This window comes from Pseudoxanthomonas mexicana, assembly GCF_014397415.1.
Lineage (GTDB): Bacteria > Pseudomonadota > Gammaproteobacteria > Xanthomonadales > Xanthomonadaceae > Pseudoxanthomonas_A > Pseudoxanthomonas_A mexicana.
In genome coordinates this window covers 23,738-49,863 of the sequence record NZ_CP060731.1, presented here as the reverse complement: position 1 = coordinate 49,863, position 26,126 = coordinate 23,738, and the positions used below count along the sequence as shown (strand labels likewise).

The following is a 26,126-nucleotide window of genomic DNA, read 5'->3' as shown; positions in this document are numbered from 1 at the left end:
ATGTTCGTCTTTCCCTTGGCCACGGTGGCGATGCCATCGCATCACGTCCGGCCAGGCCAGTCGCGTATCGACGGGGCGTCCTGCCCGGTTTGCTAAGCTCCGGACTTTGCCCTTGCAGGACCCGCCGATGACTGACGCCACGCCCGCCACTCGCGCCAGACTCCCGCTGCACTGGAAGATGGCCATCGGCTTCGGCGTCGGCCTGATCGTCGGGCTTATCGTGCATGCCACCGGCCAGGGCGACGCGGGCTGGGTGCAGGACGTCACCAAGTACGTCACCACGCCCTTCAGCAAGATCTTCCTCAACCTGATCTTCATGCTGATCGTGCCCCTGCTGTTCTCGGCGCTGGTCTGCGGCATCGCCGAGATGGGCGACATCCGCGCGCTCGGCCGCATCGGCTGGAAGACGCTGGCCTACACCGTGCTGTTGTCCGCCGTGGCGGTGCTGCTGGGCCTGCTGCTGGTCAACCTGTTGAAGCCGGGCGTGGGCGTGGATCCCGCGCTGGCGAAGCAGCTGATCGCCGAGAACGCCGAGCGTACGAAGGAAATCGTCGCCAGTGTCGGCAGCCAGCCGACAGGCATGGACATGCTGCTGTCCATCGTGCCGGACAACGTGATCGGTGCGGCGTCGAGCAACGCCGCTATCCTGTCGCTGATGTTCTTCGCGGTGATGTTCGGCATCGGCCTGGTGCTGACCCCCTCGGAGAACACCGGCATCCTGAAGCGCGGCATCGAGGGCGTGTTCGAGATCTCGATGACGCTGATCGGTCTGGTCATCCGCCTGGCGCCCTACGCCGTGGCCTGCTTCATGTTCAACCTGGCGGCGATCTTCGGCTTCGACCTGCTGCTGCGACTGGGCGCCTACGTGGGTGTGGTCGTGCTGGCGCTGGGCCTGCACCTGCTGGTCAGCTATTCGGTGGCGTTGAAGCTGGCCGGCTACTCGCCCCTGACGTTCTTCCGCGGCGCGCAGGAAGCGATGGTGATGGCGTTCTCCACCGCGTCCAGCAACGCCACCCTGCCCACCGCGCTGCGCGTGGCCGACGAGAAGCTGGGCCTGCCGCGCACGGTGTCGCGGTTCGTGCTGACCGTCGGTGCCACCGCCAACCAGAACGGCACCGCGCTGTTCGAGGGCGTGACGGTGATCTTCCTGGCCCAGTTCTTCGGCGTGGACCTGTCGCTGGGCCAGCAGTTCATGGTGATGCTGGTGTGCATCCTGGGCGGCATCGGCACGGCCGGCGTGCCGTCCGGTTCGCTGCCCGTCGTCGCGCTGATCTGCGCGATGGTCGGGGTGAACCCCATCGGCATCGGCCTGATCCTGGGCGTAAACCACTTCCTGGACATGTGCCGGACCACGCTGAACGTCACGGGCGACCTGACCCTGGCCTCGCTGGTGGCCAAGGGCGAACGGGGCGACGTGAAGCTGCCGGGCCAGCCGGGCTAACACCCCCGAAAGCACCCTGCAACCGCGACACGGCGGGCGGGGGGTGGGACAATGGGGGGCCCGCAGCCCGCCGGGCGCCGCCCCCTCCGCTCCGACTCCCATGACGACGCCCACCCGCCGCCAGCTCGCCAACGCCATCCGTTTCCTCGCCGCCGACGCGGTACAGGCCGCCAATTCCGGCCATCCCGGCATGCCCATGGGCATGGCCGACATCGCCGAAGTGCTGTGGAACGACTACTACCGCCACAGCCCGTCGAACCCGCACTGGTTCAACCGCGACCGTTTCATCCTCTCCAACGGCCACGGCTCGATGCTGCAGTACGCGCTGCTGCACCTGGCCGGCTACGACCTGCCGCTGCAGGAACTGAAGAACTTCCGCCAGCTGCACAGCAAGACCGCCGGCCATCCGGAGCGCCACGAGACCCCGGGCGTGGAAACCACCACCGGCCCGCTGGGCCAGGGCTTCGCGAATGCGGTCGGCTTCGCGCTGGCCGAGAAGCTGCTGGCGCAGCGCTTCAACCGCGACGGCCACGCCGTCATCGATCACCGCACCTTCGTCTTCATGGGCGACGGCTGCCTGATGGAAGGCGTCTCGCACGAGGCCGCCTCGCTCGCCGGCACCTGGGGACTGGGCAAGCTGGTCTGCTTCTGGGACGACAACAAGATCTCCATCGACGGCAACACCGACGGCTGGTTCACCGACGACACGCCCGCCCGCTTCGAGGCCTATGGCTGGCAGGTGGTGCGCAACGTCAACGGCCACGACCCGGCCGAGATCAAGACCGCCATCGACACTGCGCTGAAGACGGCCGACAAGCCCACGCTGATCTGCTGCCGTACCACGATCGGCTTCGGTTCGCCGAACAAGGCCGGCAAGGAATCCAGCCATGGCGCGCCGCTGGGCAAGGACGAGCTGGACGCCACGCGCGCTGCGCTGGAATGGCCCTACGGTCCGTTCGAGATCCCCGCCGACATCTATGCCGGCTGGAACAAGGTCGAAGCCGGCAAGGCGCTGGAAGCCGAGTGGAACGCGCTGTTCGATGCCTATGCCGCCCAGTATCCGGAGCAGGCCGCTGAGCTGAAGCGTCGCGCATCCGGCGAGCTGCCGGCCGATTTCGCCGCCCAGGCCGATGCCTACATCGCCAAGGTGCAGGCCGAGGGCCCGGTGATCGCCTCGCGCAAGGCCTCGCAGAACGCCATCGAAGCGTTCGCACCGCTGCTGCCGGAACTGGTGGGCGGCTCGGCCGACCTGGCGCATTCCAACCTCACCCTGTGGAAGGCGAGCAAATCGGTCTCCAGCACCGATCCGAACGCCAACTACGTCTACTACGGCGTGCGCGAGTTCGGCATGACCGCGATCGCGAACGGCCTGGCGCTGCACGGCGGCTTCGTGCCGTTCGACGCCACCTTCCTGGTGTTCAGCGACTACGCGCGCAACGGCGTGCGCATGAGCGCGCTGATCCCGGCGCACGCCATCCACGTGTACACGCACGACTCCATCGGCCTGGGCGAAGACGGTCCCACGCACCAGCCGGTCGAACACCTCGCGTCGCTGCGCTACATCCCGAACAACGACGTGTGGCGTCCCTGCGACGCAGTGGAATCGGCGGTGGCATGGAAGCAGGCCATCGTCCGCCAGGACGGCCCGAGCTGCCTGGTCTTCTCGCGCCAGAACCTGCCGCACCAGCCGCGCACCGACGCGCAGGTGGGCGAAATCGCGCGCGGCGGCTACGTGCTGGCCGATGCCGACGGCACGCCGGACGTCATCCTGATCGCCACCGGTTCGGAAGTGGGCCTGGCCACGCAGGCCAAAGCCACGCTGGATGCGCAGGGCATCAAGACGCGCGTGGTGTCGATGCCGTCCACCGACGTGTTCGACCGCCAGGACGCCGCCTACCGCGAGGCCGTGCTGCCCAAGGCCGTGCGCAAGCGTGTCGCCATCGAAGCGGCAACCGCCGACTTCTGGCGCAAGTACGTGGGCCTGGATGGCGCGGTGATCGGCATGACCACGTTCGGCGCGTCCGCGCCGGCCGACGCGCTGTACAAGCACTTCGGCATCACCGTCGACGCAGTGGTCGAGGCGGCGACGTCGCTCTGAGGCGGATTCGCTGGAAACAACGGGCGCGCCTCGGCGCGCCCGCTTCTTTTCTGGAGGATTTCCATCGGCGTCATCCCGGCTTTCGCCGGGATGACGAGGCTGTGGATCACGCTTGCAACGGTCAGAACCGCTAACGCGTTTCCCGTAATCCCAGCGCCAGCAGCTTCGCTTCGATGCGCTCGCCCAGATTGCCTGGCGCGGCGAGATCCATGCGCGCCATCGCCTCGGCATCGCCCGGTTGTGCGCCCAGCGCACGCAGCACGGTGCCGATCTTCTTCCAGGGCGTGGCGGTATTCGCCTTCAGCCATCCCAGTGCCTTGACGATGCGCCGCTCCACCTCGGTGAAATCGCTGCCCAGCGGGTAGTCGGGCAGGGTGCCGTCGTGGCGGAAGGCGCGCAGTCGCGCCGAGAGGTGCACCGGCGTGTTGTCGATCCAGTGACCGGGTGGATTGAAGCCGGCACGCAGCTTGCCCGCGCGCTGCGCCTGCTGCACCAGCGTCCCCTGGAAGCGCGCGTCGGTGATGCCGCCCATCGCGATGATGCAGTCCTCATCGTTCCTGCCGCGCAGGTCGGCGATGCCGTACTCGTTGACGTACAGGTCGCGGAGATGACGGGGAATGGTGGTGTGGCCGTAGTGCCAGCGCACGTTCGACTCGGCCGCGCCGGCGTCCTCGCGCACCGCGCGGAACATCAACACGCTGCGCGCAGCATCCAGCGCATTGGACATGTCCACGAAGTTGTACTGCCCACCCACACCCGACACCACGCGGCCGTCTTCCAGTCCATCGGAGACAGCGGCACCCAGCGCCGTCGCCATCATGCAGGAGTTGAAGAAGCGGGCCTCGTGGCGCTGCAGGCGGGCGAGCGATTCATGGCCGCGCTGCAGTTCGTTGATCAGGCTGATGCGGCGCATGCCGATGGCGCGGCGCTGGTCATCGGGCAGGTCGCGCAGCCACTGGTAGAACGCGGGCGACCCCAGGTAGAACGCGCCGTGCAGGTATTCGCCGTCGCGCTCCAGCCGGGCCTGGTCGCCGAGGTTGGCGGTGCCGTCGGCGATGCGCCGCATCAGGGCTTCGTCATCCACCACCTTGCGCCGGATCACCCCGGTTTCGACCAGCCGCTTGAATCCTTCGTTGACCATCTCGCTGCAGCCGTACAGGCCGATGGCGAAGGGGTCCAGTCCGCCGCTGGCGAGCACGGCGGGGTGCTGCTCCAGCTCCGGGTCCAGGGCCGCCAGCACGCGCCGGTAGGTGGCATTGTCGGTGTGGCGCAGCACGAGCGCGTGGCATAGCGCATCGGCCAGTGCCCCGATGCCGATCTGCAGCGTGCCGCCGTCGCGCACCAGCGTGCTGGCGTACAGGCCGATGGCGTAGTCGACGTCCGATACCGGCTGGCGCGGCAGTCCGAACAGCGGTGGATAAGGGCCCTGCGGGCTCACGATGATGTCGAAGTAGGTGTCCTCGACCGCTGCCGTGCCGCCGATCCAGGGCAGCTGCGGGTCGACTTCCGCCACCAGCAGCGGGCGCGCCAGGCCGCGTGCGAGGTGCGCATCGACCGTGTCCTGGGTGAGGTCGTTGTTGCACGAGAACGACAGGCGCGTGCCGCCGGGCTCGCGTGCGACCTTCTGCACGATGACGTTGAGCGCGCGGTCGGCGAGCGCCCGGGCGACGTGCGTGTAATTGAGGCTGGCGTACAGGCGCTGTGCGGTGGTCGAGCGCAGCAGGGCACCGCCCTGCATGTAGAACTCCTCCACCTCCATGTGCGCGGGCAGTGCGTCGCGCTTCATCGCCCGCACGTAGTCCAGGCGCGGGAAGTCGTCGCCGAAATGGCGCGTAGCGAAGGGCGTCACAAATCGTCCCTCCAGTCCCTTGCCACCCGCAGGCGGATCGAGCGAGAGGGCGGTGTAGAGCGACCAGGGGCGCGAAGGGTCCGCCGCGCCGCGTGCATACAGCGCATTGAGCAGGCGGTGCGGCTTGCCGATGCCCAGCGGCGCGCCGATGCGCAGCGGGCCGTAGGTGTGGGCCAGGATCAGGTCGACGGCTTCGTCGAGGTCGGTGAGGTGGCGTGGGCTCATGTGCGCCAGCGTAGCGAGCCCTGCGTTAATCGGCCATGGGTCACTGCTCCAGCATGTCCGGCCGGAACAGCCGGCGCCGGGAGACTTCGCGGCCGGCGACCATGAAGCGTCCGTCGCCGCGGTAATGCACCGTGCGCGGGATGCGCGGCGAGGGGGCGACATGCGCCGCCACCACGCGCCACACGAACAGCGGGTAGTCGGCGGTGATCCGCGTTTCGTGCAGGCGGCATTCGAACTGCGCGTGGCATTCGGCGATGCGCGGCGCGCCGACTTCGCGCGAGCGCAGCGGCATCAGGCCGAAGCGGTCGAACTTGTCCTGATCGGTACTCCTGCAGTTGCCGATCCGCACCACCGTGTCCAGCAGGTCCTCGGTCGGCAGATTGATCACGCATTCGCGGCTGGCCCGGGCCAGGGCATGGCTGCGGTTGGCCTGCCAGATGTACGTGCCGACCAGGTCGTAGCCCAGCATCATGTGCCAGCCCAGCGTCATGATCGCGCGCTCGCCGCGGTGTGCGGTGCTCAGCAGGACCACGGGTCCTGGCTCCAGGAAGCGGCGCGTCTGGTCGACGGGGAGGGACTTCCAGCGCGTGGGGTGCTTCATGCGGGGCGCTCCGGTGGCGTGACCGCAGGATAGGGCGGCGTCAGTCGAGGACGTGTGTGGAGTCGGCCACGCGGCGCACTTCGTCCGGGTGATGGCTGACGTAGACGATGGGCAGGCGGATTTCGTCGCGCACGCGCTGCAGGTAGGGGATCAGTTCCTCGCGACGCGCCTGGTCCAGCGCCGACAGGGGTTCGTCGAACAGCAGCATCGACGGTTGCGAGAGCAGGGCGCGGCCGATCGCCACGCGCTGGGCTTCCCCACCGGACAGGTTGCGCGTGCGCCGGGCCAGCAGGGGCGCGATGCCGAGCAGGTCCACCACGGCGTCGAATCCGAACCGCGGCGCGCCATGCCCGCCATGCCGCCCGTAGAGCAGGTTGCGGCGCACGTCCAGGTGCGGGAACAGGCGCGCATCCTGGAACACGTAGCCGACGCGGCGGCGGTGCACGGGGACGTCGATGCCGCGCGTGCTGTCGAACAGGCTGCGGCCGTCCACGTCGATGCGGCCGGCGACCGGCGTCACCAGTCCGGCGATGGCGTTGAGCACCGAAGTCTTGCCGGCGCCCGACGGGCCGACCAGCGCGATCACGCGCGCATCGTCCTTGATCCGCACGTGGCGTCGGAAAGTCCCGCGCCGCAGTTCGATGTCCAGTTCGAGCATCAGCCATCCTCGCCGTGACGGGTGGGATGGCGTCGCACCAGCCATTCGGAGAACAGCAGGGCCGCCAGCGAGATCGCCACGGCGACGGCGGCGAGGCGCCAGATGCCGGCCTCGCCGCCGGGGACCTGCATCAGTCCGTAGATCGCCGACGACAGGGTCTGGGTTTCGCCGGGGATGTTCGAGACGAAGGTGATGGTGGCGCCGAATTCGCCCAGCGCCTTGGCGAACGCCAGCACGCACCCGGCGACCAGCCCGGGCCAGGCCAGCGGGAGGGTGACGGTGAAGAAGACGCGCCACGGCCCGGCGCCCAGGGTGGACGCGGCCTGTTCCAGGCGACGGTCCGTGGCTTCCAGCGACAGGCGGATCGCACGCACCATCAGCGGAAATCCCATCACCGCGCACGCCAGCGCCGCGCCGGTCCAGCGGAACGCGAATACCAGACCGAGGTGTTCCTTCAGGAAAGCACCCACGGCACCCTGCGTGCCCAGCGTGACCAGCAGTGCGTAGCCCATCACCACCGGCGGCAGCACCAGCGGCAGGTGGACCAGCGCATCCAGCAATGCCTTGCCCGGGAAGCGGGTCCGCGCCAGCAGCCAGCCGACCAGCACGCCAAGCGGCAGGCTCGCCAGTGCCGCCACCGCAGCGACCTTCAGGCTGAGGCGGATCGCGGTGAGTTCGTCGGGCGTGAACGCATCGAACATCGGCTCAGTCCCGCACCGCGAATCCGCGCCGATGGAAGATCGCATCGGCGGCGGGCGAGGCCAGCCAGCGCACGAACGTCGAGGCCTGGGCCGATCGAGGCCCGCGCAGCGCGGCCACCGGATAGACGATGACGGGATGGCTGTCCTCGGGGAACGTCGCCACCACGCGCACCGCGGGCTCCGCCCTCGCATCGGACGCATACACGACGCCCAGCGGCGTCTCGCCGCGCGCCACCAGCATCAGCGCCGCACGCACGCTCTCGGACTCCGCCAGACGCGCCTTGACGCCGTCCCACAGCGACAGCGATTCCAACGAGGCCTTGGCGTATTTGCCGGCCGGCACGGTCTGCGTCTGCCCGATCGCCAGGCGGCCGTCGCCGAGCGCGGTCAGGAACGTCGCCGGACGCTTCAGGTCCACGCGCGCTTTGCTCGTCTTCGGCGCTACGAGCACCAGCTGGTTGCCCAGCAGTGGGCGGCGCGTGGCGACATCCAGCTTGCCGCGCTGCTGCAGGTAGTCCATCCAATCCATGTCGGCGGAAAAGAAGACATCGGCGGGCGCCCCCTGTTCGATCTGCCGCGCCAGCGCCGAACTGGCCGCATACGACACCCGCACCGGTGTGCCGGTCTGCTTCCGGTAAGCCGCGGCGGCGTCGTCCAGCGCTTCCTTCAGGCTGGCGGCGGCGAAGACGGTGAGGCCTGCATCGTCCTGCGCGCGCGCTGCCGTGGACGCAAGCGACACGGCGATCAGCAAGAGGGCCGAGAAGGAGCGGAGCAACGGGCAGAGCTTCATGCGGACGACTCCTCAGGGGGATGCCACACGCGTGTCGGGGGCGGCGAGGGTACGGTGGATGTCAGCGGCCACCCAGCGCTTTGTTCAGCACGGCTGCCAGCGCCACGCCACCGGCGCGCAACTGTCGTTCTGCTATCGGCAGATGCTTTTCGACATACGCCTGTTCGAGCTTCGCGCGGCGTGGATAGAAGTCCGGCCGTGTCACCACCCGGCACGACTGTTCTGCCCAGACGGCCGCCGGTGGTGGCAGGACCATGGCGGCGAGCGCGGGGCGCGGCAAGGTACGCAGGTGCACGAGATAGGCCTGCTCGGCGCGTCCGGTGGATACGAGCATGCGGCTGTCCCACAGCGTGTGCAGGTTCGTGCCCTGGCCGTCGAAATTGACCTGCACGTCGTTGCCGCCCTTGTCGTGAGCGTAGCCGGCATGCAGCGGCTGGTGCACGTCGCCGACGAAGTGCACGACGAACTTCAGCGCCTGCAGCCGCTCGGCATGGGTACGTTTCGGATCGGCCAAGACCGCGGCCTGCGTGCGGATCGCCTCGACGACGCAGTTGCCGCCGGGGCAGTCGCGGACCTGTTCGTAGGCGCAGTCGTGCTCGCCGATATTGACGAAGTGCCAGCGTGCGGACGTCCTGCCGAGCACGGGATCGTGCTTGCGCAGGTCGTCGGCCCAGCTGGCGATGCCGGCCAGGGTGGGATCCTGTTCGCCCCGCAGCAGGACTTCGACCTGGCGGCGCGCCTGCGGTGTCAGATCGTCCCATGCCAGCAGCGCCACCAACCGATGGCCCAGCGGGCCCCATGCATGCGCCGGGAGCGGCAGCAGCGCAAGCGCGACGGCCAGGAGGAATGCGGGAACGAAAAGAAGGGGACGGACCATGCCGGTACTTTAACCGACACGGGCCGTCCCCATTGCGCGTTGCGGGTGTTATGCGGTGCTCAGAACTTCACGACATAAGCCACGCCGTACACCAGCGGGTCGATGTTGGCGGTGCCCAGCTTGGCGCCGTCCACCTTGACGTCGGAGTCGATGTCGATCCAGCGCGCATCCACGCGCACCGCGCCACGCTCGCTGACCTTGATGTCCATGCCGACGTGCGCGGCCAGGCCCCAGGAGTCGTCCAGCTTCAGGTCGGTGCCTGCCAGCGCACCCTTGGTGTCTTCGCTGAAGAACGTGGTGTAGTTCAGGCCGGCGCCGAGGAACGGCGAGACCTTGCCCTTGCTGTTGAAGTGGTACTGCAGCGACACGGTCGGCGGCAGGTGCTTGGTGCTGCCCACGGTGCCGACGCCGTCGACGGCGATGTCGTGCTTGAACGGCAGCGCGGCCAGCACTTCCAGGCCCAGATTGTCGCGCAGGAAGTATTCGAAGGTGATGGTCGGCTTGACGTCGCTGTCGATGTCCAGCGGCAGGGTGCCGCCGGCCAGCGTGCCGTTGTCGGACTTGGGGTTCACCTGGTGCACGCCGACGCCCAGAGTCCAGTCGCCCTTGGACTGGGCGAAGGCGGGAGCGGCGGCGCCGAAGGCGAGGGCGATGGCAATCGGGATCAGGGTCTTCTTCATGGTGATGACGCTCGTTGGAGAGTGGGGCCAGTCTCCACCCGCGTACGGGGCGCCGCCTTGATCCTGATCAATGCCCGCCACGGCCTGTCGCCGGGGCGGGCTGTTAGAATGTGGGCCCCGTCAACCCCGCCGCGCCGCGCGCGGCCGCAGGAGTCCTGAGCAATGTCGATCAAGGTGGGTATCAACGGCTTCGGCCGCATCGGGCGCAACGTGCTGCGTTCCGCCGTGCAGAACTTCGGCAACGACATCCAGATCGTCGCCATCAACGATCTGCTGGAACCGGACTACCTGGCGTACATGCTGAAGTACGACTCCGTGCACGGTCGCTTCGACGGCGACGTGAAGGTCGAAGACGGCGCGCTGTTCGTCAACGGCAAGAAGATCCGCCTCACCCAGGAGCGCGATCCGGCCAACCTCAAGTGGGACGAAGTCGGCGCCGATGTCGTCATCGAATCCACCGGCCTGTTCCTCGACAAGGCCACCGCGCAGAAGCACCTGGATGCCGGCGCGAAGAAGGTCATCCTGTCGGCACCGTCGAAGGACGACACGCCGATGTTCGTCTACGGCGTGAACGACAAGACCTATAACGGCGAGGCGATCATCTCCAACGCGTCGTGCACGACCAACTGCCTGGCGCCGATCGCCAAGGTGCTGCATGACAAGTGGGGCATCAAGCGCGGCCTGATGACCACCGTGCACGCGGCCACCGCGACGCAGAAGACCGTGGACGGCCCGAGCAACAAGGACTGGCGCGGCGGTCGCGGCATCTTGGAGAACATCATCCCGTCCAGCACCGGCGCGGCGAAGGCCGTCGGCGTGGTGATCCCCTCGCTCAACAAGAAGCTGACCGGCATGTCGTTCCGCGTGCCGACCAGCGACGTGTCGGTGGTCGACCTGACCGCCGAGCTCGAGAACCCGGCCACGTACGAAGAGATCAAGGCCGAGATGAAGGCGCAGAGCCAGGGCGCGCTGAAGGGCATCCTGGGCTACACCGAGGACAAGGTGGTGGCCACCGACTTCCGCGGCGACACCCGCACCTCGATCTTCGACGCCGAGGCCGGCATCGCGCTGGACCCCACCTTCGTCAAGCTGGTGGCCTGGTACGACAACGAGTGGGGCTACTCCAACAAGTGCCTGGAAATGGTGCGCGTGGTCGCGGGCAAGTAAGCCGCCACGCCGGTCGATCCGGCCGGAGCATCCGTACGCGAGCGCCCTTCGGCGCTCGCGTCGTTTCCGGGTATCACGAGGCGATACCGGGTACGCTGTCCTCGGCCACCCGCGGATCGGAATCTTGCAAATCCACGGGCCATGCCCGAGGCTGCGGGCGCGGCTGCACGGACGGCCGGAGGGCGCGGCATGCCGCGTCCTTGCACCGGAAACACGCACAGGCGAGGTCGGGGAATGGATGACGTGGTCGGGTTGTTGGTCCTGGTGGGGCTGGCCGTATTGGCCATGCCCGTCCTGCTCATCGTCGCGCTGGTGTCGGTCAGCGGCCTGAAGCGCCGCGTCGCCACGCTGGAAGCACAGGTCACCCAGTTGCGCGCCGCACGCGTCGCCGAGCCGGCGCCAGCCCCTGCCAGCACGGTGAGCGCGCCTGCGGCACCCGCCGTGGACGAAGGCCCCACGCTGGCGGACCTGATGCGCGACGCCGCACCACCGCCGCCGCGCGCGACACCCGCGCCTGCACCGGCTGCACCGGAGCGCGCCGCTGGACCACCGCCGATCCCGTCGGCACCCCAAACGCCCACGCCAGCGCCGGCTGCGCCACCGATGCCGCCCCGGCCGCCGCGTCCCGTCGCGCCCTCGCGTCCGGACTTCGCCACCACCGCGGTCCGCGCGGTGCAGCGCTGGTTCACCGTCGGCAACGTGCCGGTGAAGATCGGCATGCTGGTGCTGTTCGCCGGTGTCGCGGCACTGCTCAAGTACGGCGCCGACCAGGGCTGGTTCACCCTGCCGCCGGAACTGCGCCTGGCCGGCGTAGCGGCCGCGGCGCTGGGTGCGCTGGTGTTCGCGTGGCGCAAGCGCGAGAGCAACCGCGTGTTCGCGCTCAGTCTGCAGGGTGGCGCCATCGGCGTGCTGCTGCTGGTGGTGTTCGCCGCCTTCAAGATCTTCGGCCTGATGCCGGTCGGCGCAGCCTTCGCGCTGAGCATCGCGCTGGTCGCCGGCGCCGGCATGCTGGCCGTGCTGCAGGATGCCAAGGCGCTGGCGGTGTTCGCGCTGCTGGCGGGCTTCCTCGCCCCGATCTGGCTGTCGACGGGCAGCGGCAACCACGTGGCGCTGTTCTCCTACTATGCCGTGCTCAACGCGGCCATCGTCGGCATCGCCTGGTACAAGTCGTGGCGCCTGCTGAACCTGCTCGGCTTCGTCTTCACCTTCGGTATCGGCACCGTGTGGGGCCTGTTCGATTATGACCCCGCGAAGTACGGCACCACCCAGCCGTTCCTGGCCTTGTTCTTCGTGTTCTACCTGCTGATCCCGCTGCTGTTCGCGCGCCGTCAGCCAGCCAGCCGGCGCGACTTCATCGATGGGTGCCTGGTGTTCGGCATGCCATTGGTGGCGTTCTCGCTGCAGGCCGGGCTGATGCAGGGGGGTACGTTCGAAGACAGCCGCATGCCGCTGGCGTTCTGCGCGTTGGGGCTGGGCGTGCTGTACGCCGGGTTGTCGTGGCTGCTGCGCCGTCGCGAGAACTACGACGTGCTTGCGCAGTCGTATGCCCTGCTCGCGGTGGGTTTCGCCACGCTGGCGGTGCCGCTGGCGCTGTCGGCCCAGGCCACGGCGAGCGTGTTCGCGCTGGAGGGCGCGGCGCTGGTCTGGCTGGGGCTGCGGCAGTCGCGCCTGCTCCCGCAGCTGACCGGTGCGGGCCTGCAGATGGCGGCGGCGTTCGCATTCTTCATCGCGCGGGCTGACGCCTGGTCCGCCGGCGGATTCGACGCGACGGCCCATCCGATGTTCGCCAACGCCCCCTTCATGAGCGCGCTGCTGATCGCGCTGGCAGGCTTGGCCAGCGCCTGGAGCTATCGCGGCCGGCTGGGCGCCGTCGCGGGGCTGTACTACCTGTGGGGCCTGGCGTGGTGGCTGGGCAATGGCGTCATCGAGATCGAGCGCTATCTGGGCCGTCGGGACGAACCGGACGCGATGCTCGCCTTCGCGGCGCTGACGGGCTGGCTGGCGGCCGAAGCGCATCGCCGTCGCCCGTCGGGTGCGCTGGCGTGGACGACGCTGGCGGCCTTGGCTTCTGCGGTGCCGCTGGCGATCTGGCAGTCGGATGTGCACCAGCAGCCATTCGCGGGCCATGGCGTCTGGGCGTGGCTGGTCTATGCGGCACTCGGCATTCGCAGCCTGATGTGCCTGCGCGATAGCGAACATCGCCTCGCCGGTGCTGCGCAGTTCGTCTGGTGGCTGGTGTGGCCGATGGTGGCGAGCCTGCTGATGGCGTGGCTGCCCGACTGGCTGGAAGGCATGGGCCAGGGCTGGACGGCCGGCCTGATCGCGTTGCCGTGGCTGGTGGTCGTCGCGCTGGCGCTGTTCCGCTGGGGCTGGCTGTCGGCGCCGCTGGGCGAACGCTTCGACGGCTGGCGTACCCCGCTCTTGGGCGTGCTGTTCGCCGCGCTCGGCCTGTGGTGGGCAGGCTCGCTGTTCCTCGCCGGCGACGCCATGCCGCTGCCGTGGATTCCCGTGGTGAACCCGCTGGAACTCGCCCAGCTCGCGGTGCTCGTGCTGCTCCTGCGTTGGTGGATGCCGGAAGACCGCAGCATGCCGCCCATGCAGATCGTGCTGCTGTCGTCGGCCGCCTTTGTGTGGATCACTTCCGTGGTGCTGCACGCCGTCCATCACTGGGGTGGCGTGCCGTGGAGCGATGGACTCCTGTCGAGCAGCCTCGCGCAGACCAGCCTGACCATCGTGTGGAGCGTGCTGGGCGTGTTGGGCTGGGTGATCGGTTCGCGCCGCGACCAGCGCATGTTGTGGCTGGGGGGTGCTGTGCTGATGGGCGTGGTGCTGGTGAAGCTGGTGTCGGTGGACCGGCAGCACCTGGGCAACCTGCTGGGCATCGGTTCCTTCATCGCCTACGGCCTGCTGTGCACGGTGGTGGGTTATCTGGCACCGGCGCCGCCGCGCCGCATCGATACCGAGGAGGCGACCGCATGAGGACCCTGCTGCTCGCCCTGGCATTGCTGGCCGCGTCGTCCGCGACGCTGGCGCAGTCGCCGGCACAGGCCGCGTATGCGAAGCGGTGGCCGCTGGCCCTGTCCGCCGAACGCGCGGGCGCCTACCGCGTCGAGCTCGATCGCAGCGTCTACACCACCACCGCCTGGGCCGACCTGCGGGATGTGGACGTGCTGGATGCTAACGGCAAGCCGGTGGCGGCGGCATTGTTCGGGCCCGAACAGCCCACGGCGTTGCCGGCACGACGCATCGTGGTGCCGTGGTTTCCGTTGCCCGCGCCGGCGCAGGGTGCAGGCGAACCCGCGAGCGTGTCGGCGCAGTTCGGCGAACACGGGCGCATCGTCCGCATCGAGGCCGGCGGCGGCATGCCCTCGGAGGACACGGGGCGGGCCTTCCTGGTGGACCTCAGCGGGATCCGCGACAACCCCGAAGCGCTGGAGATCACCTGGGACCCGGGCGAGCCCCGCGAGGCCCGTTTCCGCGTGGAAGGCAGCCACGACCTTCAAACATGGGACGTGATGCAGTCGCGCGTGACACTGATGGAACTGCAGCGCGGCACCCAGCGGCTGCTGCACGACGAGGCGCCCATCCAGGCGGGATTCCGCTACGTGCGCTTCGTGCCGCTCGATGCCGCTGCGGCGCTGCCGATCCGCGAGATCCGCGTGCGCCTGGATGCCGCGCATCTGCAGCAGACGGTGGCGTGGTCGGAAATGCAGGGGCAGCGCATGCGGGAGCAGGGCGTGGACGGGTTCGTCTACCACAGCGACGGCCGCTATCCCATCGCCCTGGCCAACCTGGCGATGGATGATTTCGCCGTGGGCGAATGGACGCTGGAAAGCCGCGACGCCGATGACGCGCCATGGCGGCTGCGCGCCGGTCCGTGGGTGGCCTATCGCGTGGATGGCGAACGTCCCAGCGCATCGCCCGATCAGGCCTTGTCCAGTGGACCGGTGCGCGACCGCCAGTGGCGGCTGCGCAGCCGCGGCGCCTTGCCCGAGCGGGCGCCCACGCTGCGACTGGGCTACCGGCCCGAGGTGATGGTGTTCCTGGCGCAGGGCACGCCGCCGTACGCGCTGGTGGCCGGCAGCGCGAGCGCCCGTCGCGCCACGGTGCCCATGCCGGCGCTGGTCGACGCACTGCGGCGCGATCGCGGCGCCGAATGGCAACCGGCGCCCGCCTACCTCTCCACGGCCGCGGTGCTGGCCGGCGACGCCGCGCTCGTGGCGCCGCCAGAACCCCGCGACTGGAAGGCCTGGCTGCTGTGGGGCGTGCTGCTGCTGGGGGCGGGGCTGGTGGCCGCGTTCGCCTTCAGCCTGTTGCGCGGCCGCCCGCCGGCGTAGCCGCTCGTTTGCGGCAGGGGAGGGCAGGCGGGACAATGGCGGTCTTTCCCGCCGTCCAGGACCTCCCATGCCCATCGTCCGCATGACCGATCTCGACCTCACCGGCAAGCGCGTGCTGATCCGCCAGGATCTGAACGTGCCGATCGAGGGCGGCCGCATCACCTCCGAGCAGCGCATCACCGCCTCACTGCCCACGCTGAAGCTGGCCTTGCAGAAGGGCGCGGCCGTGATGGTCACCTCGCACCTCGGCCGTCCGAAGGAGGGCGTGTGGAGCGAGGCCGATTCGCTGGCGCCGGTCGCCGCACGCCTGTCCAAGCTGCTCGGCGTGGACGTGCCGCTGGTGAAGGACTGGGTGGATGGCGTGGCCGTGCAGCCGGGCCAGGTGGTGCTGCTCGAGAACTGCCGCATGAACGTCGGCGAGGGCAAGGATGACGAAGCCCTGTCGAAGAAGTACGCCGCGCTGTGCGATGTGTTCGTCATGGATGCATTCGGCACCGCCCACCGCGCGCAGGCCTCCACGCATGGCGTGATCCGCTTCGCCGCCGTGGCGGCCGGTGGCCCGCTGCTGATGGCCGAACTGGATGCGCTGGACAAGGCGCTGGCCAATCCGGCGCGCCCGCTGCTGGCCATCGTGGCCGGCAGCAAGGTCTCCACCAAGCTCGAACTGCTGACCAGCCTGGTGGGCAAGGTCGACCAGCTGATCGTCGGTGGCGGCATCGCCAATACCTTCATCGCTGCCGAAGGGCACGCCGTGGGCAAGTCGCTGTACGAGGCCGACCTGGTGGATACGGCGAAGAAGATCGATGCCGATGCCAGGGCGCGCGGCGCCGAGATCCCGCTGCCGACCGACGTCGTGGTCGCCACCGCGTTCGCCGCCGACGCCCCGGCGACGGTGAAGGCCGTCGATGCCGTCGCGGACGACGAGCTGATCCTCGACATCGGTCCGCAGACCGCAAAGCGCTATGCCGACCTGATCAGGTCGGCCGGCACGGTGGTGTGGAACGGGCCCGTGGGCGTGTTCGAGTTCGATGCCTTCGGCAAGGGCACCGAGACGCTGGCGCACGCCATCGCGCAGTCGAAGGCGTTCTCCATCGCCGGCGGCGGCGACACGCTGGCCGCGGTGGACAAGTACGGCATCGCCGGCGACGTCAGCTACATCTCCACCGGTGGCGGCGCGTTCCTGGAGTTCCTGGAAGGCAAGACGCTGCCGGCCGTCGCGGCACTGGAAGCCCGCGGCGCGTGAGTCGCGCCACGCTGTTCTTCGATCTGGACGGCACGCTGATCGATTCGGCCGTCGGCATCACCCGCTGCATCGCGCACGCGCTGACGCAGCTGGAACATCCGGTCCCGTCCGAGGAGGAACTGCGGGGCTGGATCGGCCCGTCGCTGCGCACCAGTTTCATGCCGCTGCTGGGCGATCCGGCCAGGGTCGAAGTCGCCGTCGAGCACTATCTGGAACGCTTCGAGTCCCACGGCTGGCTCGAGCACCAGGTCTACGCCGGCATCGGCGAGGCCATCGAGGCGATGCATGCGGACGGGTACCGGCTCGCGGTGGTCACGGCGAAGAACGAACCGCATGCCCGCAGGATCCTCGCGCACCTGCCGTTCGGCCACCGCTTCGAGGAGATCGTCGGCGCCACCGTCGACGGCCGCCTGAGCCACAAGGCGGATCTGATCGGCGAAGCGCTGCGCCGGCTTGGAGCGAGCCCGGATGCCTGCTGGATGATCGGCGACCGCCGCATGGACATAGAGGGCGCGCGCCATCACGGCATGCGCAACGTCGGGGTGCTGTGGGGTTTCGGCGGCGAGCAGGAACTGCGCGACGCGGGCGCGGATCATCTGGTCATGTCGCCTGCACGACTGGGGCCGCTGTTCGGCTGAATCGCGCGATCAAACGCGCGTTTCATCGGTTTCGTTTGCGCAGTCGGGTGTGCGCGCGCAGCATCCTGTCGTGATGCTCAGACCAAAAAAATACCAGTGGCGCGATATGGCCGTATCGCGAAAAATGGCTTCAAAACAAGCGTTTTCATCGCGCTTCGCACGCGGACGCAGCGGTGTCCCGGGACAGCATGCGCACAGCGCGATCATCGGCCATTGCGGTACCCGGTCGCTGTGGTAGCGTTTGCGCGATCACAGGGAATCCGCACCATGACAGAACGCCAGCGCCGCACCAAGATCCTCGCCACCCTCGGACCGGCGACGGACCCGCCCGGTGTGCTGGAGGAACTGTTCCGCGCAGGTGTCAACGTGGTGCGCCTCAATTTTTCCCATGGCGATCCTTCCGGCCAGGCCAAGCGCGCCGCCGCCGTACGCCTGGCCGCGCAGCGCGTGGGGGCGGAAGTCGGCATCCTCGCCGACCTGCCCGGCCCGAAGATCCGCATCGAGCGGTTTGCTGAAGGCAAGATCGTGCTGAAGAAGGGCGACCGCTTCGATCTGGTCGCGAGTGCGGACGCGCCGCCGGGCGACATCAATCAGGTCGGTGTCAGCTATCTTGGCCTGCCGGGCGATGTCGGCGCTGGCGACGTGCTGCTGCTGGACGACGGCCTGATGCAGCTGCAGGTGGTGCAGGTCGACGGCGAGCGCATCGTCTGCACGGTGCTCAACGATGGCGTGCTGTCCGATCGCAAGGGATTGAACAAGCAGGGCGGCGGCCTGTCATTGGGTGCGCTGACCGAGCGCGACCGCGAACTGATCGCCTACGTGGCCGAGAACATCGGCGTGGACTTCATCGCCGTGTCGTTCTGCCGCAACGCCGAAGACATGAACGAGGCGCGTCGCATCGCGCGTCAGCACGGCTGCGATGCCGCGCTGGTATCGAAGATCGAGCGCACCGAGGCCATCGAGAACCTGGCCGAGATCGTCGATGCCAGCGACGTGGTGATGGTGGCGCGTGGCGACCTGGGCGTGGAGATCGGCGATGCCGAGTTGCCGGGCCTGCAGAAGAAGATCATCCGCGAGTCGCTGGCGCGCAACAAGGTGGTCATCACCGCCACCCAGATGCTGCAGTCGATGGTGGACAGCCCCATCCCCACGCGCGCCGAGGTGCTGGACGTGGCGAACGCCGTCATCGACGGCACCGACGCCGTGATGTTGTCGGCCGAAACGGCGGCAGGCAGCTACCCGGTGCGTGCGGTGGAAGCGATGGCGCGCATCTGCCTGGGCGCCGAGAAGCAGTTCGAGATGGATACCGATTTCGAGAAGGCGCCGCGCAACCTCGAGCGCGCCGACCAGGCGATCGCGATGGCGACCATGTTCCTGTCCGAACACATCGGCGTGCGCGCGATCGTGGCGATGACCGAATCCGGCGGCACCGCGCGCTTCCTGTCGCGGTTCCGCTCAAGCGCGCCGATCTATGCGTTCTCGCGCCACGACGGCGCGCGCCGCAAGATGGCGATGATCCGCGACGTGTTCCCCATCGCGTTCGACAGCCGTGGCCTGGCGCCGCGCGAGGCCGCCCGCGATGCGATGCGCGTGCTGCACGATCGTGCGTTGCTGGCCGAGGGCGACCGCGTGATCTTCACCAGCGGCGACCATATGGAGAAGCACGGCGCGACCAACACGCTGCGCCTGCTGCAGATGGGCGAGCGCGGCAAGGCCGAGGGGTTGGGCGAGCTGTAACCGGTTTCCCGGCGCGCCCCCCCGCGTCCGTCGGGGGAGCGATGCGGTGCATCCATCGTCGCGACCGCCCGCTGTCGTCGCGGTGCGGGCTACAATTGGTATCTTTCCCGCCGCCTTTCCAGGAACTCCCCATGAGCATCGAACAGCTTGCCGAAACCGCCCAGGCCATGGTGGCCCCGGGCAAGGGCATCATCGCGATCGACGAGTCCACCACCACCATCGCCAAGCGGTTCCAGGGCGTGGGCATCGAGAACACGGAAGAGAACCGTCGCGCCTACCGCGAGCTGCTGCTCACCACGCCCAAGCTGTCCGATTACATCTCCGGCGCCATCCTGTTCGACGAGACCATCCGCCAGTCCACCAAGGATGGCGTGCCGTTCGCCAAGTACATGAGCGACCACGGCATCATCCCCGGCATCAAGGTGGACAAGGGCACGCATCCGCTGGCCGGCTGCCCGGGCGAAGTGGTCACCGAGGGTCTGGACGGCCTGCGCGAGCGCCTGAAGGAGTACTACAAGCTGGGTGCGCGCTTCGCCAAGTGGCGTGCGGTCATCACCATCGGCGAGGACATCCCGTCCGGCACCTGCATCGAGGCCAATGCGCATGCGCTGGCCCGCTATGCCGCGCTATGCCAGGAATGCGGCCTGGTCCCGATGGTGGAGCCGGAAGTGCTGATGGACGGCGACCACAACATCGAGGTCTGCTACGAAGTGACCGAGGCCGTGCTGCGTTCGCTGTTCGGCGCGCTGTACGAGCAGAACGTGCTGCTGGAAGGCACCATCCTGAAGGCTTCGATGGTCATCGCCGGCAAGGACTGCGAGGAGCAGGCCGACGTGGACGAGGTGGCCGAATCCACCGTCATGTGCCTGAAGAGCACCGTGCCGGCGATCCTGCCGGGCATCGTGTTCCTGTCCGGCGGCCAGACCGACGAGCAGTCCACCGCGCACCTCAATGCGATGAACCGCCTGGGCACCCTGCCGTGGCCGCTGAGCTTCTCCTATGGCCGCGCCATGCAGCAGGCCGCACTGAAGCTGTGGTCGCAGGACCTGGTGGGCAATTTCGCCAAGGCCCAGGCTGTGGTGTACGAGCGCGCCAAGGAGAACGGCCTGGCGGCGCTGGGCAAGTGGGAGGGGTAATCCTCCGCGCCCCGCGTGATCCCGACGCCGGCCTCGTGCCGGCGTCGTCGTTTCCGGTGGCCTGAATCCGGAATCCAGGGTGGCATCCGTTCCTGCACGCCGTCGTTGCCGCGCAGGCGGGCACCCGGATGCCTACGGATCCGGGGACGAGAGTCGCTGGGTCCTCGCGGTCGGCCCGTCCAACCTTACGGGCGGGGCCCTTGCCGAAAGCGCGGCTGAACAGGATTCCCTGCGTTAAACATTATTGCCTAAGCAGCTATATCATAGGCACCCATGAGCCATACAAACGGCAAGAGCACCATCGGTTACCTGATCGCGGACCTGAGCCGGCTGTTCGGTCGCGTGTTCGACCGGCGTGCCGCGCACCTGGGCCTGACCCGCGTGCAGTGGCGTGCGCTCAAGCGCATCCACCAGAGCGAGGGCATCACCCAGTCCGAGCTGGCCGACCTGCTCGACATGGAGCCCATCGCCGTGGGCCGCGTGCTGGACCGCCTGCAGAAGGCCGGCTTCATCGAGCGCCGCAGCGATCCGGACGACCGCCGCGTATGGCGCCTGCACCTGCTGCCGCAATCCGACGCGGTGATGCACGACATCGAAGCCGTCGCCGTCTCCGTGCGCGAGGACTGCCTGGCCGGCGTCGATGCCGAAGAGCTGGCGACGACCCTGAAGGTGCTCGGCCAGATCCGCGAAAACCTTTCCCGGCTCGACCGCGCCAGCCGCGCCGAGTCCTCCCTCCGCAAGAGCTGACCTCCACCATGACCAGCAAGATCAACGAAGCCGCGGAAAAGGCGGCACAGGTTCCCGTTCCCAAGCGCCGCCGGGTCCCCGTGTGGCTGTGGGTCGCCGGCCCGCTCGCCGTGGCCGGCTTGTTCGGCTGGGAATACATCGCCTCGCAGCGCGAAGTGAGCACCGACAATGCCTATATCAAGGCAGAGCGCATCCTGATCGCCCCGCAGGTCGGCGGGCGCGTGGTCGAAGTCGCCGTGCAGCAGAACCAGCCGGTGAAGAAGGGCGACCTGCTGTTCCGCATCGATGCCGATCCGCTGACGATCGCCGTCGCGCAGAACGAAGCGCTGGTCGCACGCATGGCGAACTCCGCCAGCGCCAGCCGCGCCAAGGTGGTCGGCACGGGTACCTCGATCCAGGCCGCACGCGAAACGCTGACGTGGGCGCAGCGCGACCTGCAGCGCATGCAGCAGCTCGCCGGCCAGCAGCTGGTCTCGCGCAAGATGCTGGACGACGCGCGTCATGCCGTCGCCGAAGCCCGCACCGACCTGGCCGACGCCATCGCCACGCAGTCCGAGGCCACCGCGTCGCTGAGCGGCAGTCCGGGCACGCCCACGCAGGACCTGCCGGAATACCGCGCCGCGGCCGCCATGCTCGCCAAGGCGAAGCTCGACCTGGCGCACGCCGAAGTGCGCGCGCCGGTGGACGGCATCGTCGGCCTGCACGACCTGCAGGTGGGTGAATACATCAACGTCGGCCAGACGGCGATGCCGCTGGTGGCCACCTCGCCGATCTGGGTGGAAGCCAACTTCAAGGAAACCGAGCTGGAGAAGATGAAGGTCGGTCAACCCGCGACGATCGAAGTGGACAGCTATCCGGGCGTGAAGTGGAAGGCGCACGTGGCCTCCATCGCGCCCGCTTCCGGTGCCGAGTTCAGCGTGCTGCCGCCGCAGAACGCCACCGGCAACTGGGTGAAGATCGTCCAGCGCATCCCGGTGCGCCTCGAGATCGACAGTGCTGCCGCCGATGCGCCGCAGCTGCGCGCCGGCATGAGCGCCGACGTGCACGTCGAGCTGCGCGACCGCGATACGGCCACCAGCCGCGCCACCGCGGCGCGCTGAGGCATTGGTTTCCATGTCATCCCGGGCGTGCGCGGATGCGGGCGAGGGCACTGTGGTGGGGCCCGGCCCCGCTGACGCCGCGCCCCGGGTGACCTCTGGATCGCCGCACGTCATGTGCGCCGATCCCTCCCGGACTTCTCCATGAGCACTTCCACCGCTGCCGCGGCTACCGCGCAGGACGACACCGGCAAGCGCACGCTGCTGGTCGGCTCGGTGATGCTGGCCACGCTGATGCAGGCGCTGGACACCACCATCGCCAACGTCGCGCTGCCGGACATGCAGGGCTCGCTGTCGGCCACCCAGGACCAGGTGTCGTGGGTGCTGACCAGCTACATCGTCGCCGCCGCGATCCTGACGCCGGTCACCGGCTGGCTGGCCGGCCGGCTCGGCCGCCGCCGCCTGCTGATCATCGCGGTCAGCGGTTTCACCGTGGCCTCGCTGCTGTGCGGCATCGCCACCGGCATCGGCGAGATGGTGCTGTTCCGCATCCTGCAGGGCGTGTTCGGCGCGTCGCTGGTGCCGATCTCGCAGTCGCTGCTGCTCGATGCCTTCCCGAAGGAGAAGCACGGCGCGGCGATGGCGATGTGGGGCATGGGCATCATGGTCGGGCCCATCCTCGGGCCGCCGCTGGGTGGCTTCCTGACCCAGAACTACAGCTGGCACTGGGTGTTCCTGATCAACCTGCCCATCGGCATCCTGGCGCTGGTCGGCATCATGGCCAGCGTGAAGAAGGACGTGCTGCAGGAACGGAAGCTGGATGGCATCGGCCTGGGCCTGTTGGCGCTGGGTATCGGGGCGTTGCAGCTGTTCCTCGATCGCGGGCAGGGCGAGGACTGGTTCGGCAGCGTCGAGATCCAGATCGAGGCCGCGCTCGCATTCCTGGCGCTGTACACCTACGGCCTGTGGTGGTGGCGCAAGCGCGACAGCGCGCTGCTCGACCTGGGCCTGCTGAAGAACGCGAACTTCGCGGTCGGCTGTGCACTGATCTTCGTCGTGGGCATCGTGCTGTTCGCCACGCTGGCGCTGCTGCCGCCGTACCTGAGCACGCTGATGAACTATCCGGTGCTGACCATCGGCCTGGTGCTGGCGCCGCGCGGCGTGGGCACGATGTTCAGCATGATGGTGGTCGGCCGCCTGCTGGGTCGCATCGACGCGCGCTGGCCGATCCTGGTCGGCATGGGGTTGATGGTGTTCTCGCTGCACGGCATGACCCAGTTCGGGCCGAATGCGTCGATGCACGCCATCATCTGGCTCGGTGTCATCCAGGGCATGGGCCTGGGCCTGGTGTTCGTACCGATCTCGACGGTCGCCTATGCCACGCTGGAGCCGCACCAGCGCACCGAGGCGGCGGGCCTTTTCAGCCTGGTGCGCAACATCGGTTCATCGGTGGGCATCTCGGTGGTGATGACAATGCTGTCGCGCGCCATGCAGGTGAACCATGCCGAGATCGGCGCGCGCATCCCGGCCTTCGGCGCGGAGACCACGCTGCTGCCGGCGGCGATGAATCCGTCCACCGCCACCGGCCTGGCCCTGCTCAACGCCGAGGTTAACCGGCAGGCGGCGGCCATCGGCTACCTCAACGACTTCAAGCTGATGATGCTGCTCACGCTGGTGTCGATGCCGCTGGTGCTGCTGATGCGGGGTGGCAAGGCGCCGTCCGGCGGCAACGCGGGCGCCGACGCCGCCGCGGCGCACTGACATGCGGATCGAGGGCCTGCACCACGTCGCGATCATCGCGTCGGACTATGCGCGGTCGAAACACTTCTACACCGAGGTGCTCGGCCTGCGTGTGGTCGCCGAGCACTATCGCGCGGAACGCGATTCCTGGAAGCTCGACCTCGCGTTGCCGGACGGCACGCAGGTCGAGCTGTTCTCGTTCCCGTCGCCGCCACCGCGCGTCTCGCGTCCCGAAGCCTGCGGCCTGCGCCACCTCGCCCTGCGCGTGGCCGACCTCGACGCCGTCGTCGCCCACCTGCACGCACAGAAGGTGGCTACGGAGCCGGTCCGCGTGGACGAGTACACCGGCCGGCGTTTCACCTTCTTCGCCGACCCGGACGACCTGCCGCTGGAGCTGTACGAGCAGTGATGTGCTCACTGTAGGAGCGACGTCAGTCGCGACCGCACGCCATCCATGTCGGGATCCCGCAGACAGCGCATCGTCCTGCCGCGCCCGCCTCGACCGAGGCTATGCGTGGCCGACGACATGCGGTCGCGACTGACGTCGCTCCTACAGGACTCCGTGCAGGCGTGGATTCGCCCGCTTCGGCCTGCTAACGTGCGGGCCATTCACCGGGGGATGTCGAAATGTTCTGCAAGCAATGCGGCCAGCAACTGGTCGACGAGGCGGTCGTGTGCCCGCACTGTGGCGTGGCGACGGGCCACTTTCCGCAGGTGGTCGCGCAGGGGAAGAGCCGCACCAGCTTCATCCTGTTCGGGGCACTGCTTGGTCTGATCGGCCTGCCGGGCATCCACAATTTCTATGCGGGCTACAACCAGAAGGGCCTGGTGCAGATCCTGGTCAGCGTGCTGTCGTGCTGGCTGTTGTGGATTCCCATGTACATCTGGACCATCGTGGAGATCTGCACGGTGACGGTCGACAGCGACGGCAAGCCGATGTACTGAGGCGTCACGTTGAGGAAGAAAATGTCATGAAGCCATCCGTCCCGTGCGTGGCCGGCCTGCTGCTGGCGCTCGCATCCGGCGTACATGCCGGAGAACTGGAGTGGCTGGCCGGCCATTGGTGTGGCCAGCGTGGCAAGACGTTCAGCGAGGAAACCTGGATGGCGCCGCGCGGCGGGCTGCTGGTCGGCATGCATCGCGATACGCGCGAGGGCAAGGCGATCGGTTTCGAGTTCATGCGCATCGCGCAACAGGAGGGGCGCTGGGTATTCCTGGCGCAACCCGGTGGCGGTGCGGTCACGGCGTTTCCCGCAGAGCACATGGCGCGGGGTCGCGTGGTGTTCGCCAATCCCGCGCACGATTTCCCGAAGCGGGTGATCTATTCCCGGCCCGACGCCGATACGCTGCACGCGCGCGTGGACGACGGACGTGACGACGGCAAGGCGATGGAATGGACCTGGCGGCGCGATTGCGTCGCGCCGCCGAGGGAGTGAGCGTTACGGCAGCGCGGCTTCGCCCAGCGAGGCCAGCCATTCGTCGTCCGAGCCTTCGTTGACGCCCTCGAACAGCGGCGTGGAGAAATAGCGCTCGCCGGTGTCCGGCAGCATCGCCAGCAGCACGTCGCCGGACTTGGCCTTCTGCGCGACCTGCAGCGCGGCCGCCACGGTGGCGCCGCCGGAAATGCCCACGAAGATGCCTTCCTCGGCCGCCAGGCGGCGCGCGGTGGCAATGGATTCCACGTCGGTGACCGGCAGGATCTCGTCGGCGACCTCGCGGTTCAGCACGTCCGGTACGAAGTCCGGCGTCCAGCCCTGGATCTTGTGGGGCTGCCATTCCTTGCCCTGCAGCAGCGACGCGCCGGCCGGTTCGGAGGCGGTGATGCGCACGTCGGGGCGCGCGACCTTGAGCACTTCGCCCACGCCGGTGAGCGTGCCGCCGGTGCCCCAGCCGGTAACGAAATGGTCGAGCCGGCGGCCGGCGAAATCGCGCAGGATCTCCGCCGCCGTCGTCTGCCGGTGGTAGGCCGGGTTGGCCGGGTTGGCGAACTGGCGGGCGAGGAACCAGCCGTGCTGCTTCGCCAGTTCCTCGGCGCGCCGCACCATGCCGCTGCCGCGCTCGGCGGCGGGCGTCAGGATGACCTTGGCACCATAGGCGCGCATCAGCTTGCGGCGTTCGATCGAGAAGGTCTCGACCATCGTGGCGACGAACTTGTAGCCGCGCGCCGCGGCCACCATCGCCAGCGCCACGCCGGTATTGCCCGAGGTCGCCTCGATGATGGTGTCGCCGGGTTTCAGCAGGCCCTTGGCTTCGGCATCCAGGACGATCGCCAGGGCCAGACGGTCCTTCACCGAGCCGCCGGGATTGAACGACTCCACCTTGGCGTAGAGGGTGACGTGCTCGGGCGCGATGCGTTGCAGTTTCACGACCGGCGTGTGGCCGATGGTGTCCAGGATGCTGTCGTAAACGGCCATGGGGTCTCCG

General features: G+C 68.6%; 23 protein-coding genes. 15 read left to right on the top strand and 8 right to left on the bottom strand.

Annotation, left to right across the window (positions count from 1 at the left end):
* Window positions 1–127 precede the first annotated feature (127 nt).
* Together IAE60_RS00220 and tkt are read left to right on the top strand one after the other, a co-directional pair.
* A complete protein-coding gene (locus IAE60_RS00220; RefSeq protein WP_187573402.1) occupies window positions 128–1,441 on the top strand; it encodes a dicarboxylate/amino acid:cation symporter in 1,314 nt (437 codons plus the stop codon).
* 100 nt (window positions 1,442–1,541) lie between these two features.
* Window positions 1,542–3,539, top strand: a complete 1,998-nt coding sequence (gene tkt, locus IAE60_RS00215) for a transketolase (RefSeq protein ID WP_187573401.1) — start codon at window positions 1,542–1,544, stop codon at window positions 3,537–3,539.
* A gap of 130 nt (window positions 3,540–3,669) precedes the next feature.
* Here tkt and IAE60_RS00210 read toward each other — a convergent pair whose 3' ends face one another.
* The 7 genes from IAE60_RS00210 to IAE60_RS00180 all read right to left on the bottom strand — a co-directional run bounded on the left by IAE60_RS00210 (window position 3,670) and on the right by IAE60_RS00180 (window position 9,926).
* Window positions 3,670–5,613: an acetyl-CoA hydrolase/transferase C-terminal domain-containing protein gene (locus IAE60_RS00210; RefSeq protein ID WP_187573400.1), complete on the bottom strand. Its 1,944-nt coding sequence runs from the start codon at window positions 5,611–5,613 to the stop codon at window positions 3,670–3,672.
* Between the two features lie 40 nt (window positions 5,614–5,653).
* Window positions 5,654–6,214 carry a flavin reductase family protein gene (locus IAE60_RS00205; RefSeq protein ID WP_187573399.1) on the bottom strand — a complete coding sequence of 187 codons (561 nt, stop codon included), beginning with the start codon at window positions 6,212–6,214 and terminating at the stop codon, window positions 5,654–5,656.
* A 40-nt stretch (window positions 6,215–6,254) separates the two neighbouring features.
* Entirely contained in the window at window positions 6,255–6,872 is a 618-nt protein-coding gene (locus IAE60_RS00200) for a molybdenum ABC transporter ATP-binding protein (protein WP_162108456.1), read from the bottom strand.
* Window positions 6,872–7,573, bottom strand: coding sequence for a molybdate ABC transporter permease subunit (gene modB, locus IAE60_RS00195; protein ID WP_187573398.1), 702 nt, complete (start codon window positions 7,571–7,573; stop codon window positions 6,872–6,874). Before modB ends, IAE60_RS00200 begins: the two co-directional genes overlap by 1 nt.
* A 4-nt stretch (window positions 7,574–7,577) precedes the next feature.
* Window positions 7,578–8,363: a molybdate ABC transporter substrate-binding protein gene (gene modA, locus IAE60_RS00190; protein WP_187573397.1), complete on the bottom strand. Its 786-nt coding sequence runs from the start codon at window positions 8,361–8,363 to the stop codon at window positions 7,578–7,580.
* Between the two features lie 61 nt (window positions 8,364–8,424).
* Window positions 8,425–9,240, bottom strand: a complete 816-nt coding sequence (locus IAE60_RS00185; protein WP_187573396.1) for a S1/P1 nuclease — start codon at window positions 9,238–9,240, stop codon at window positions 8,425–8,427.
* 59 nt (window positions 9,241–9,299) lie between these two features.
* Window positions 9,300–9,926, bottom strand: coding sequence for an OmpW/AlkL family protein (locus IAE60_RS00180; RefSeq protein ID WP_425504482.1), 627 nt, complete (start codon window positions 9,924–9,926; stop codon window positions 9,300–9,302).
* A 156-nt stretch (window positions 9,927–10,082) separates the two neighbouring features.
* On the opposite strand from IAE60_RS00180, the gene gap reads away from it, so the two are divergent.
* From gap to IAE60_RS00115, 13 genes are all read left to right on the top strand, one after another.
* The gene (gene gap / locus IAE60_RS00175) at window positions 10,083–11,087 is read left to right on the top strand and encodes a type I glyceraldehyde-3-phosphate dehydrogenase (RefSeq protein WP_187573394.1); all 1,005 of its coding nucleotides are present in this window, start codon (window positions 10,083–10,085) and stop codon (window positions 11,085–11,087) included.
* 243 nt (window positions 11,088–11,330) lie between these two features.
* Complete coding sequence (locus IAE60_RS00170) at window positions 11,331–14,066, top strand: DUF2339 domain-containing protein (protein ID WP_187574613.1); 2,736 nt, start codon at window positions 11,331–11,333, stop codon at window positions 14,064–14,066.
* A complete protein-coding gene (locus tag IAE60_RS00165) occupies window positions 14,063–15,424 on the top strand; it encodes a DUF3999 family protein (RefSeq protein ID WP_187573393.1) in 1,362 nt (453 codons plus the stop codon). Before IAE60_RS00170 ends, IAE60_RS00165 begins: the two co-directional genes overlap by 4 nt.
* Before the next feature lie 67 nt (window positions 15,425–15,491).
* The gene (locus tag IAE60_RS00160; RefSeq protein WP_187573392.1) at window positions 15,492–16,667 is read left to right on the top strand and encodes a phosphoglycerate kinase; all 1,176 of its coding nucleotides are present in this window, start codon (window positions 15,492–15,494) and stop codon (window positions 16,665–16,667) included.
* Window positions 16,664–17,305, top strand: coding sequence for an HAD hydrolase-like protein (locus tag IAE60_RS00155; RefSeq protein WP_187573391.1), 642 nt, complete (start codon window positions 16,664–16,666; stop codon window positions 17,303–17,305). The genes IAE60_RS00160 and IAE60_RS00155 overlap by 4 nt, the downstream gene beginning before the upstream one ends.
* A 267-nt stretch (window positions 17,306–17,572) precedes the next feature.
* Window positions 17,573–19,042, top strand: a complete 1,470-nt coding sequence (pyk, locus tag IAE60_RS00150; RefSeq protein WP_185894139.1) for a pyruvate kinase — start codon at window positions 17,573–17,575, stop codon at window positions 19,040–19,042.
* A 131-nt stretch (window positions 19,043–19,173) separates the two neighbouring features.
* The gene (locus IAE60_RS00145) at window positions 19,174–20,178 is read left to right on the top strand and encodes a class I fructose-bisphosphate aldolase (RefSeq protein ID WP_187573390.1); all 1,005 of its coding nucleotides are present in this window, start codon (window positions 19,174–19,176) and stop codon (window positions 20,176–20,178) included.
* A gap of 273 nt (window positions 20,179–20,451) precedes the next feature.
* Complete coding sequence (locus IAE60_RS00140; protein WP_162108446.1) at window positions 20,452–20,925, top strand: MarR family winged helix-turn-helix transcriptional regulator; 474 nt, start codon at window positions 20,452–20,454, stop codon at window positions 20,923–20,925.
* Window positions 20,926–20,933: 8 nt separating this feature from the next.
* Window positions 20,934–22,025, top strand: coding sequence for an HlyD family secretion protein (locus tag IAE60_RS00135; RefSeq protein WP_187573389.1), 1,092 nt, complete (start codon window positions 20,934–20,936; stop codon window positions 22,023–22,025).
* 141 nt (window positions 22,026–22,166) lie between these two features.
* Entirely contained in the window at window positions 22,167–23,723 is a 1,557-nt protein-coding gene (locus tag IAE60_RS00130; protein ID WP_187573388.1) for an MDR family MFS transporter, read from the top strand.
* Between the two features lies 1 nt (window position 23,724).
* Window positions 23,725–24,111 carry an SMU1112c/YaeR family gloxylase I-like metalloprotein gene (gene gloA2, locus IAE60_RS00125; protein WP_185894135.1) on the top strand — a complete coding sequence of 129 codons (387 nt, stop codon included), beginning with the start codon at window positions 23,725–23,727 and terminating at the stop codon, window positions 24,109–24,111.
* Between the two features lie 218 nt (window positions 24,112–24,329).
* Window positions 24,330–24,647, top strand: coding sequence for a zinc-ribbon domain-containing protein (locus IAE60_RS00120; protein WP_162108441.1), 318 nt, complete (start codon window positions 24,330–24,332; stop codon window positions 24,645–24,647).
* Between the two features lie 26 nt (window positions 24,648–24,673).
* A complete protein-coding gene (locus tag IAE60_RS00115) occupies window positions 24,674–25,138 on the top strand; it encodes a DUF6265 family protein (RefSeq protein WP_187573387.1) in 465 nt (154 codons plus the stop codon).
* A gap of 3 nt (window positions 25,139–25,141) precedes the next feature.
* Here the strand turns inward: IAE60_RS00115 and cysK are convergent, their stop codons facing one another.
* Complete coding sequence (gene cysK / locus IAE60_RS00110) at window positions 25,142–26,116, bottom strand: cysteine synthase A (RefSeq protein ID WP_187573386.1); 975 nt, start codon at window positions 26,114–26,116, stop codon at window positions 25,142–25,144.
* Between the last annotated feature and the right edge of the window lie 10 nt (window positions 26,117–26,126).